This window comes from Aromatoleum toluolicum (assembly GCF_012911005.2).
Lineage (GTDB): Bacteria > Pseudomonadota > Gammaproteobacteria > Burkholderiales > Rhodocyclaceae > Aromatoleum > Aromatoleum toluolicum.
This window is the reverse complement of sequence record NZ_WTVS01000119.1, coordinates 1-9,704: the sequence shown is the minus strand read 5'-3', so window position 1 is coordinate 9,704 and position 9,704 is coordinate 1. Positions and strand designations below refer to the sequence as shown.

The following is a 9,704-nucleotide window of genomic DNA, read 5'->3' as shown; positions in this document are numbered from 1 at the left end:
GGCGGGGTCAGGCCGCTTTGCGCGCGAGATGCTTCTCGAGTGCCGGGCGCAGGTTGCACTCCTGCTGCCACGCCCGCCGCTCGTCGTTGGCGAAGGCGTAGGCGCGCGCCTCGTCATCGCCGAGTGCTGTCAGCGTTTCCAGCGTGCGCAGCAGGAAGACGTGCTGCGGCAGCATTGTGCCGAAGAACAGCACCAGATCGCCGCGCTGGATCAGCAGCGTGGGGAAGTTCTCGATGTCGAGGTCGCCCGCCACGTCGGCATCGTCCTCGACATCCACCCAATGGAAAGCGGCCTGCGGCCATTTCGCCGCCAGCGCCTCGAATCCGGCGCGGTATTCGCGGCACGTACCGCACCATTCGGCGCACAGGCAGACGACAAGCAGTTCGGGCAATGCGGGGGTGTCCATCGGCGGAAACGGTCGGGGCAATGACTCCGAGGCTAGCATATCCGGCGTCGAAAACGCTCCGCTTCGTCCCCCGGCAGCGGAATCAAGCGACCGGCCTGACGCTGAATACCGCCGGGTCGTCGCAATGCTCGATCAGGATCCGGCGCACCCTGTCCTGCCAGAGGCGTCCGAAGCGGGCCGCGAGTTCGCTATCGCCCGGTGCATGCAGGCAGCGCCCCAGCAGTTCAGGCATTTCCGGGTCGGCCGGCACCGACGACAGGTCCGTTTGAGCGTCGACGGCCGCCCCCGTGTCCAGGCGCGTGAAGCGCATCGCCAGCGGCAGCTCGGCGGCGAAGTCCAGCAAGCCGCGGCGCACGAAGCGGCCGCCCAGCCCCTTGAACCCGCCCTCGTGCGCCGCGCCGGTCAGCAGCGTGACGACGCTCGCGATCACCCCCGTGACGCCCTCGTCGACGCGCCCGCGGAGCGCAACCCTGACGCCGCCGCGCTCGGGCAGCTCATCCCGATACAGCGCACGCAGCGCATGCACGCAGATCATGTAGGCTGACGCGACGGTGGGGCAGGAATGGCCGGCAAGCTTCACCGCATCCTCGTAGCCGTACTCGATCACGCCGCCCTCGCTTGCGCCGAGAAAGGCTGCCAGCGGGTCGCGCAGTTCGATCCGACGCACGTCGGCAAAAAAATCGGGGAACCTCATTCGAGACCTCTTATCCTTTTGTGTGTTGGCGGCATTTGACGGGTGGCCTGCGCCGGGGAGCGCCATCCGGCAACTTCGGTCACGGTCCAAGGATCTCAGCAAGGCTGCCATCGTCTCATTGATGCCCGTCAAATCGCTATCCGGGCTCGTACCACGCCAATAACCGATTGTTCGAATGGGAAGGGGGGCTCCATGAGGTGGTACTCATCGCTTAACGCCACGCCAGGCGTCGATGGCTCGGGCTGCAACGCGCACCGTGCACGTTGCATCAGTTCAGTGCTGATGATCTCTGCCCTGTGGCTGTCGTCCGTGACATTCGCGCAAACGGTGATCCGCAGCGAGGCCGGGCCGGTCCGTGTCACCGAGGTCGCGCGTGGGCTCGACACCCCCTGGTCGCTTGCCTTCCTGCCCGACGGGAACATGCTCGTCACCGAACGCGCCGGGCGTCTGCGCGTCGTGACGCCGGACGGCAAGCTGTCGGCGCCGATCCAGAACGTTCCGCGCGTCCATGCGAGCGGGCAGGGCGGGTTGCTCGATGTCGTCGTTGGGCCCGATTTCGCCCGCGATCGCCTCATCTGGCTGTCCTTTGCACAGCCGACGCAGAAAGGCGCCCGCACCGCCGTGGCGCGGGCTCGCCTGGACGAGACCTCACGCAGCCTGCAGAACGTCGAGATCGTGTTCGCCCAGCGTGAAGATCCGGACGGGCGCAATCACTGGGGATCGCGACTCGTATTCGACCGCGAGGGCAAGCTCTTCGTCACGCTGGGCGACCGCCACGCCTATCGCGACAGCGCTCAGGATCTGGGTAGTCATCTCGGCAAGATTGTCCGCGTCCGGCCCGACGGCGCCCTCCCGCCCGACAATCCGTTCGTCGGCAAGACCGGCGCATTGCCCGAAATCTGGTCCTACGGCCACCGCAACGTGCAGGGCGCGACGCTGCATCCCGTCACAGGCAAGCTGTGGGCACATGAGCACGGACCGCAGGGCGGCGACGAGATCAACGTCGTCCGTGCCGGCGCCAACTACGGCTGGCCGGTGATCACCTACGGCAAGGAATACGTCACCGGATTCAGCATCGGGGAGGGAACGCAACGGGCCGACGTCGTGCCGCCCGTCAGGTACTGGGTTCCGTCGATCGCACCGTCGGGGATGACCTTCTATACGGGTGACGCGTTTCCGAAGTGGAAGGGCAACCTCTTCGTCGGCGCCCTCCGCGGGCAAGTCCTCGTGCGCGTCGAACTGGACGGCGAGAAGTTCGTCCGCGAGGAGCGGCTGCTGACCGAGCTGGGCAGCCGCATCCGCGACGTGCGCCAGGGGCCGGACGGCAGGCTCTACCTCCTCGACGAGACGGCGGGGCGGATCCTGCGCCTAGATCCGGACTGAATCCGGCGCCCCCGTCAGACGGCGCCCACGCGCGCCAGGAAACGCGGGGGAATGGGTGCGACCTTGCGTGCCGTGTAGTCGAAAAACACGAAACCCAGCTTCGCCCGGGCAACCTCCCGTTCGGTCTCTCGGTCGCTGACACGGCACACGATGTCGCCGCCGTACTTGTTGAAATCGTTGGCTGTGAGCCGGAACACCAGCGTCTCGCCTTCGAATGCTTCCGAAATGTACTGGAACGCGGCATCGGAAATGACCGTGCCGAGCCCTTCGACATTGTTCTGGTTGTAGCCGAGGCTGACGAAGAAGGCCGCGCGCGCCTCCGATATCAGGACCACTAACTGCGCATTGTCGATATGGCCGGCGCCGTTGATGTGCTGTGCCCGCACGGGGATTTCGGTTGTGAAGGTGAAACGCTCGGGAAGTTCGACCTTGATTCGTGGCATGAGGAAATCATTAAAGAGATTGCTTGCGGAGCCGTAAGTATAAAGAAGGCGTCCACGCGCCGGTACGCGCCCGCCATTCCCGCCGGATTGCCGGCGGCTTGCCGGAATGCCCCGTCGCAGCGTCGTTTGAAGCATCGAAGGGGCGAATGAAATGTGTCAAACTGAACACGTTTGAGATTCGCCCTGAGTCCGGCGACAGTAATCGCCATTGTCCCGTACCGCCATCAAAGCGGAGCATCTCGTGACCAACCTTCAACCATCGCGCCAGACCGGAGCTCCCGATGCGTTCCGTCCGCATCAGGGGGTTCTGCTCGAATGTCGCGACTTCGTCAGCCAGCGCGTACGCGAAGCGCTGGCCCGGGCAGTCGGCGAGCTCGGCGATGAGGTCCAGGCTCGCCGCCTGAGCGCCAAGAACGCCGAGGAAGCGCAGAAGCTGATCGAGCTGCAGGTACTCCTGCGCGGCATCGGCGCCGATATCGATCGCGCCTTCAGCGCCGGGTTCGACGATCAGTTCCAGGAGCGCGCGAAGACCTCGAACGTCGGCGGCTCGTTCTACGAGAGCGAAAACGGCTTTTTTCCCGAACTTTCGCTCGTCGGCGAGACCGAGATCGACGAGACCTTGGCCGTGAAGAACCTCGCGACCCGGCTCGAACGGGCGTGCGAAGCGGAAAACCAGGACCTCCAGACCCGAGTCGCGTTCATGCTTGGCGAGAGCGACATCGACAACACCACGAACCCCATCGGTCCGACCGCGATCTGCGAAGCGCTCAAGGACATCTGCTGGACGCAGGAGGCGTCCGGGGGGCTGCGTGCCACCGCTCTCGAACTGCTCATCGGCCGGCTTGCGGGCGAGCTCTCCACCGTTTATCACGATGTCAATGCACTGCTGGTTGCACGTCGCGTGATGCCCAATGTCCGACCGCGGGCACGACGCGGCAAGGCTTCGCAGCGCATGGCCGTGCGCAAGGGCGCGACGCTGCCCGGCGAGCCCGATCCTTCCGATGTCGTGAAGGAGATCTTCACGGCCCGGGCCACCGCGTCCGACAAGGCCGACTGGCGGCAGCGCGCAGGCACGACCGACCTCATGCAGTTGCTGGACGGCCTGCAACAGGGACGGGGCGACCTGCAGTTCGGGGGGCAAAGCTTCGCGCTTCCGGCGGATGGCCAGGCCGCGGGCAACGTCATCAGCGCCCTGATCGAAGCCGGTCTCAGCAAGCAGGCGAGTTCCGTCGACGGCATCGTCATCGACGTAGTCGCCACGCTGTTCGACTACATCTTCGACGACTCGCGCGTTCCCGACGCCATGAAGGGGCTCATCGGCCGCCTGCAGATCCCCGTGCTCAAGCTGGCGATGATGGATCACGGCTTCTTCTCGAACCGCACCCATCCCGCGCGCCGGCTGATCAACTCGCTGGCGCAGGCAAGCGTCACGTGGGACGGCCCGCTGAGCGAGGACAGCTCCCTCTATCGTATCGCCGAGGGCATTGTCGTCCGCATACAGAACCAGTTTGCGGACGACGCCGGCGTCTTCGCAAGCTGCCTGCAGGAGCTCGAGAACTACCTCGCCGAGCAGGAGCGCTATGCCGACGCACGCGCGGCGACGCTGACCGAGCGCCTGCGCGAACGTGAGCGCATGGAACTCGCCCGCCAGGTTGGCGAAGACGCGCTCGCAGCCCACCTCGGGAACGAGGAAATACCTGAAGTCGTGCGCGACTTCATTCGCGACACGTGGACGCGGGTGCTGGCGCATGCCGCCCTCGAGAGCGGCGCCACGGCGGCGCCCCCCACCAACAGCGAGCGCTGGACGAACGCGATCTCCGCGGTCGGCGAACTCGTGTGGAGCGTCCTTCCCAAGCAGAGCATGGAAGAACGCCAGCGCATGGTGAAGCAGCTTCCGGTGATCCTGCGCAACCTGAAGGCGAGCATGACGGGTGCCGGCATAGACGAAGCGCGTCAGAAGGCGTTCTTCTCAGAGCTCGTCAAATGCCATGCGGCAGCCCTGAAAGCCCCGGTCGCACCCGAGCCGGCTCCGATGCGCCCCGCGCCGAATGCGCCGGCGCGGCCCACCGGACCCTTGCCCGGCCTTCAGCCCATCGGCGCAGAGCCCACGCCGGAGATGCTGGAGCTCGACCTACTCACCCGCGGCAGCTGGGTGGAGCTCAAGGACGAATCCGGCGAGGTGCGTCGCGTGCGGCTCACCTGGATCAGTCCCGCGCGGACCATGTACCTCTTCGCCAACCGGCAGGGGCAGCGCGCGCTCGCCCTGACGCGGGCGGAACTCACGCGGCGCTTCGCGAACGGGGAGGCCTCCACGGCCGATCAGGAACCCCTCCTGGACCGTGTCGTGGATGACGTGCTCGACGAATTGCGGAGCTGATCGCCGGGGCGTTCGAACCGGCACGGAATGAACGAGAATCCAGCAGTCGGGCGACGTCCCCGGCGACACGGCGGAAACCTTCGCCCGACTGCGCTGCACGAGAGGTAACGGGAATGAATTCAGCCAGCAATCAGCGAGACCGCGGCCAGGTGACGGGAAACATCCGCGACTTCCTGCTCGCTGCCGACGAGCTGCCCAGCCCGCGCGGAGCGGCGCTGCAACTCATCGAACTCGCGCGCGATCCCGAGGTACGCATCGATGCCGTCGTGCGTGTGATCCGCTCCGACCCCGCGTTGTCGGGCTTCGTCCTGCGTGCCGCTTCAGCCGCACGCTTCGGCCGGACGGAGCGTTCGCTCGACCTGCAACAGGCAGTCATCAGGCTGGGCATGAACATCGTGCGCGCGCACGCAGTCGCCCTGTCGCTGGTCACGAATCGCCCGAAGGTCACATCGAAGCGCTTCGACTACAACGCCTTCTGGACATCGTCGCTGCTCAATGCGGCCGTGATGGAAACCTTGGCTCACCACCGGGGAGATCTGCCCGGCGCGGAAGCATTCACCCTCGGGCTGCTGAGCGAGATCGGCACGCTCGCATTTGCCACGGGAGCGCCTGCGACCTACGACCTGACGCTGGAGCGGGCCGCGCGCGGGACGGATCCTGTCGAAACCGTCGAAATCGCCACCTTCGGGTTCGACCGTCACGAGTTATCCGCAGTCCTGCTGGCCGACTGGGGACTGCCGACCTCGCTGGCAGACGTCGTGTACTGGCAGTGCGACCCCGAGGGCGGCGGCTTCGAACCCGATTCCCGTTCCTATCGTCTCGCCTGCGGCCTGCAGTTGGCGACGAAGCTCGCCGATACCTGCCTGACAGCGCAACCCGATCCGGATTCGGTGGCGACGATCTACCTGCGCGCCGCCATTCTCGACCTGACGCCGGAAGAAACGCGCAAGCTCGCAATGGATGCGCTCGCAGAGCTCCCGATGTGGACCGATCTCGTGCGCCTTCCCAAGCCCACGATCACGGCCCTGCCATCGTCATGGGTGGACTGAAGCGCCTCAGAGCACCTTCAGGAGATCATTGCGCAGGTCTTCCGCGCTGCGCCGGCCGGAGCGGCTATCGACGATGAGCCGGTACCACTCCGGGTAAAGTTCGCGCAGCTCCTCATGCGAGGATGCCGCGTTGATGTTGCTCATCAACGATATCGGGCCGTACAGGCTGCAGAAATTCTTCAGCGTGTTGATCATGAAGTTGCGCGCCATCTCGAGTTCCTTCGGCTGGCGATTCGCCGGCAGCTCACGGAAGGCCGTGATCGAAGGCAGGGGGCCGGGTGGCGTTTTACCACCGCCGCCCGCCGAATCCGCCTTGCGCACCTCGATCAGGCCGAGCTCCTCGAGCGCACCCAGGGTATGGGTCAGATCGTCGGCCGCCACCAGATCACGAAGTTCGGTGACCGTTTTCCGTCCGTCCACCAAAATCAGTACCCGGCGCACGCGGGGCGACAGCCCCCCGCTGCGGCTGGCAATTTCGTCCTGCCCGTTCGCCGTCTTGGCGAAAACCACTCCCATCGATGTCTCCTCGTTATTTTTTCTGCAACGTCCGTCGAGGGACGCAGCGCGATTCTGGCATGACTCGGGGGTTTGCCGCGAGACGGCGGAGGCATGCGCCGCGGTTCGGGCCGCAAAACCGCCCACGACGCAGGGGCGAACGAAGGCTTCGTCGCAAAGTCTCGTCGCATGCTTGACGAAGGAATTCCCGTCCCTCTACAATCGCGCCTCTTCGCCACACTGGGCGGTTAGCTCAGCGGTAGAGCACTGCCTTCACACGGCAGGGGTCACTGGTTCGATCCCAGTACCGCCCACCAGTCGATGACGAAGACGCACGGAATTCCGGGCGGTTAGCTCAGCGGTAGAGCACTGCCTTCACACGGCAGGGGTCACTGGTTCGATCCCAGTACCGCCCACCACAATGCAAGGCCCTGGAGCTTCGGTTTCAGGGCCTTTGTTCTTTTGCGTACGGATTGCTCGCGTCATCGCCTCCGTGCCGTGGAGGAGGGCCGATGGCGTAGAATCCGCGTCTTTAGATCCGGTCCAGAGTCCTCATCGATGGCTTCCAACGTTCGCACCCGTTTCGCCCCCAGCCCCACCGGCTACCTCCATATCGGCGGCGCGCGTACCGCGCTCTTCTCGTGGGCCTTTGCGCGTCGTCACGGCGGCACCTTCATCCTCCGCATCGAGGACACCGACGTCGCGCGCTCGACGCCCGAAGCGGTGCAGGCGATCCTCGACGGCATGGCCTGGCTGGGTCTCGATGCCGACGAAGGCCCCTTCTACCAGATGCAGCGGATGGAGCGGTACAAGGAAGTCATCCAGCAGATGCTGGCCGCCGGTACTGCCTATCACTGCTACACCTCGTCCGAGGAACTTGACCGCATCCGCGAAGAGCAGCGTGCGCGCGGCGAGAAGCCGCGTTACGACGGCCGCTGGCGCCCCGAAGCGGGCAAGGTCCTGCCGACGCCGCCCGAGGGCGTGAAGCCGGTCGTGCGCTTCCGCAATCCCGCCGAAGGCGTCGTTGCCTGGGACGATCTGGTCAAGGGTCGCATCGAGATCGCCAACACGGAACTCGATGATCTCGTGATCGCCCGCGCCGACGGCACCCCGACCTACAACTTCTGCGTCGTCGTCGACGACCTCGACATGGGCATCACGCACGTCATCCGCGGCGACGACCATGTCAACAACACCCCGCGCCAGATCAACATCCTGCAGGCGCTTGGCGCCCAGGTTCCGCTGTACGCCCACCTGTCGATGATCCTCGGCGATGACGGCACCAAACTGTCGAAGCGGCATGGCGCGGTCAGCGTGATGCAGTACGACGATGACGGCTATCTGCCGGAGGCGGTCGTGAATTACCTCGGCCGACTGGGGTGGAGCCACGGCGACGACGAGATCTTCTCGCGCGAACAGTTCGTAGAATGGTTCGATCTCGACCACATCACACCTTCGGCGGCGCAGTTCAATACCGAGAAGCTCAACTGGTTGAACGCGCACTACATCAAGCAGGCCGACAACGCCCGCCTTGCGGCCGAAGTCTCTCGCCGCCTCGCCCGCCGCGGTGTCGATCCCGAAGCCGGGCCTGCGCTGGAGTCGATTGTCGCGCTGTACAAGGAACGCGTCGCCAATCTCAACGAATTGGCCGACTCTGTCGAGCTGTACTGCGTCGAAGTGCATCCGGCTCCTGAACTCATCGCCCAGCACCTGACCGACGGGGCGCGCTCGGCGCTCGCCGGCCTGAAAGGGCGCCTGGAATCCGCTCCGTGGGAGAAGTCCGCTCTCAACCAGGCGATCAAGGACACGATGGCCGAGCATGGCCTGAAGATGCCCCAGGTCGCCATTCCGCTGCGCGTCGCGACCCTGGGCGTGCCCCAGACCCCGGCAATCGATGCCGTGCTCGAGGTCCTCGGCCGCGAGCGCGTGCTCGCGCGCATGGCCCGCTACGTCTGACAATTGCGCGAGGACGCCCGCGACTGGGGGGGCGCAGACGGTCAATCTTTTGACGGGGGCGCTGCGGGCGCCCCCGCTGCATTGCGGGACGCCTGCGGCCCGGCTCGCGGTTGACGACGATCAAACGGTCGCCAATTTCCACGCTTGTCCGGCAAATCCGCGAGTTTGCGCGTGCAAGGCGCTCGCAGGCTTTTGCTAGAATCGGCCCCTCCCGCTATCGGTAACAAAATGCAACTTCAAGCCTTGCATCGCCGCGCAAACCTGCACGCAATCAGGGGGTTCGCCGGCATCGCGCTGTTCGGGTTCAACGGTCTGGCACTCGCAATGCTTGGCAGCAACTCGTTAGTCAAACCGTTCCGGCCCGATTTTCATCCCGTTGCCCGCGTGTCCTGTCCGCAGTCGGGGGCGTTGCCGCGTACCTTGATCGACGCGGCGGCCTGCGGCGACCTGTTCCGGGTGCGCGCCCGCATTGCCGAAGGCGGCGATCTCGCAGCGACGGACCCGCGCAAGCCGCTGAAAGGTCGCACGGCGCTCCATCACGCGGTAGAGCGCGGCGACAAGGACATCGTCGAAGCCTTGCTCGCGGCCGGTGCGAATCCCGACGCCGCGGATGCGGCGGGCAATTCGGCCATGCATCTTCTGGCGATGCGCCCGCGCAGGGAATCCGACGTCGCGATCGTCGATGCGCTGATCAAGGCGGGCGCCGACGCCCGTTTGCGCAACGCGAAGGGGCGCACGGCGCTGATGGAACTGATGAACTTCACGACCTACAGCATCGATCCCATGCGGATCGGCGTGGAACGAATCGGTGGCATGTTCGACGAAGCGGAGGCCACGGGACCCAAGGCGCTGCCGGTCCGGCCCGTGTTGGCGGAGGCGGGGCAGGCGGCGGGCGCGGACA

General features: G+C 65.7%; 9 protein-coding genes and 2 tRNA genes. 7 read left to right on the top strand and 4 right to left on the bottom strand.

All coding sequences use genetic code 11. The features are described from left to right. Positions 1–7: 7 nt before the first annotated feature. Positions 8–391 (bottom strand): thioredoxin family protein, encoded by a 384-nt coding sequence (locus tag GPA27_RS26970; RefSeq protein ID WP_256223135.1) that lies wholly within the window; start codon positions 389–391, stop codon positions 8–10. A gap of 97 nt (positions 392–488) precedes the next feature. Next, a complete protein-coding gene (locus GPA27_RS26965) occupies positions 489–1,100 on the bottom strand; it encodes a hypothetical protein (RefSeq protein ID WP_169143502.1) in 612 nt (203 codons plus the stop codon). Between the two features lie 282 nt (positions 1,101–1,382). On the opposite strand from GPA27_RS26965, the gene GPA27_RS26960 reads away from it, so the two are divergent. Next, positions 1,383–2,483 carry a PQQ-dependent sugar dehydrogenase gene (locus GPA27_RS26960; protein WP_169143505.1) on the top strand — a complete coding sequence of 367 codons (1,101 nt, stop codon included), beginning with the start codon at positions 1,383–1,385 and terminating at the stop codon, positions 2,481–2,483. A gap of 14 nt (positions 2,484–2,497) precedes the next feature. Here the strand turns inward: GPA27_RS26960 and GPA27_RS26955 are convergent, their stop codons facing one another. Beyond that, a complete protein-coding gene (locus GPA27_RS26955) occupies positions 2,498–3,061 on the bottom strand; it encodes an acyl-CoA thioesterase (protein WP_308446342.1) in 564 nt (187 codons plus the stop codon). Positions 3,062–3,167: 106 nt separating this feature from the next. Here GPA27_RS26955 and GPA27_RS26950 point away from each other — a divergent pair, with 106 nt between their 5' ends. Continuing rightward, positions 3,168–5,303 (top strand): DUF1631 domain-containing protein, encoded by a 2,136-nt coding sequence (locus GPA27_RS26950; protein WP_256223134.1) that lies wholly within the window; start codon positions 3,168–3,170, stop codon positions 5,301–5,303. A gap of 113 nt (positions 5,304–5,416) precedes the next feature. Next, positions 5,417–6,352 carry an HDOD domain-containing protein gene (locus GPA27_RS26945; RefSeq protein WP_169143500.1) on the top strand — a complete coding sequence of 312 codons (936 nt, stop codon included), beginning with the start codon at positions 5,417–5,419 and terminating at the stop codon, positions 6,350–6,352. A 6-nt stretch (positions 6,353–6,358) separates the two neighbouring features. On the opposite strand, the gene GPA27_RS26940 is transcribed toward GPA27_RS26945, so the two are convergent. Beyond that, entirely contained in the window at positions 6,359–6,868 is a 510-nt protein-coding gene (locus tag GPA27_RS26940) for a hypothetical protein (protein ID WP_169143499.1), read from the bottom strand. A gap of 221 nt (positions 6,869–7,089) precedes the next feature. Between GPA27_RS26940 and GPA27_RS26935 the strand changes: the two genes are divergently transcribed. The 4 genes from GPA27_RS26935 to GPA27_RS26920 all read left to right on the top strand — a co-directional run. Further along, positions 7,090–7,164, top strand: a tRNA-Val gene (locus GPA27_RS26935). Positions 7,165–7,191: 27 nt separating this feature from the next. Next, a tRNA-Val gene (locus GPA27_RS26930) sits at positions 7,192–7,266 on the top strand. Positions 7,267–7,405: 139 nt separating this feature from the next. Beyond that, a complete protein-coding gene (gene gltX, locus GPA27_RS26925) occupies positions 7,406–8,803 on the top strand; it encodes a glutamate--tRNA ligase (protein ID WP_169143498.1) in 1,398 nt (465 codons plus the stop codon). A 171-nt stretch (positions 8,804–8,974) separates the two neighbouring features. Then, positions 8,975–9,704, top strand: a 730-nt coding sequence (locus GPA27_RS26920) for an ankyrin repeat domain-containing protein (RefSeq protein ID WP_256223133.1), incomplete at its 3' end; no start/stop codon positions are given.

Bases quoted from the DNA above. Each gene is read 5' to 3' on its own strand.
- GPA27_RS26965 (WP_169143502.1), bottom strand. From the start codon at position 1,100: ATGAGGTTCCCCGATTTTTTTGCCGACGTGCGTCGGATCGAACTGCGC.
- GPA27_RS26945 (WP_169143500.1), top strand. From the start codon at position 5,417: ATGAATTCAGCCAGCAATCAGCGAGACCGCGGCCAGGTGACGGGAAAC.
- gltX (WP_169143498.1), top strand. From the start codon at position 7,406: ATGGCTTCCAACGTTCGCACCCGTTTCGCCCCCAGCCCCACCGGCTAC.
- GPA27_RS26940 (WP_169143499.1), bottom strand. From the start codon at position 6,868: ATGGGAGTGGTTTTCGCCAAGACGGCGAACGGGCAGGACGAAATTGCC.
- GPA27_RS26955 (WP_308446342.1), bottom strand. From the start codon at position 3,061: ATGCTTCAAACGACGCTGCGACGGGGCATTCCGGCAAGCCGCCGGCAA.
- GPA27_RS26960 (WP_169143505.1), top strand. From the start codon at position 1,383: ATGATCTCTGCCCTGTGGCTGTCGTCCGTGACATTCGCGCAAACGGTG.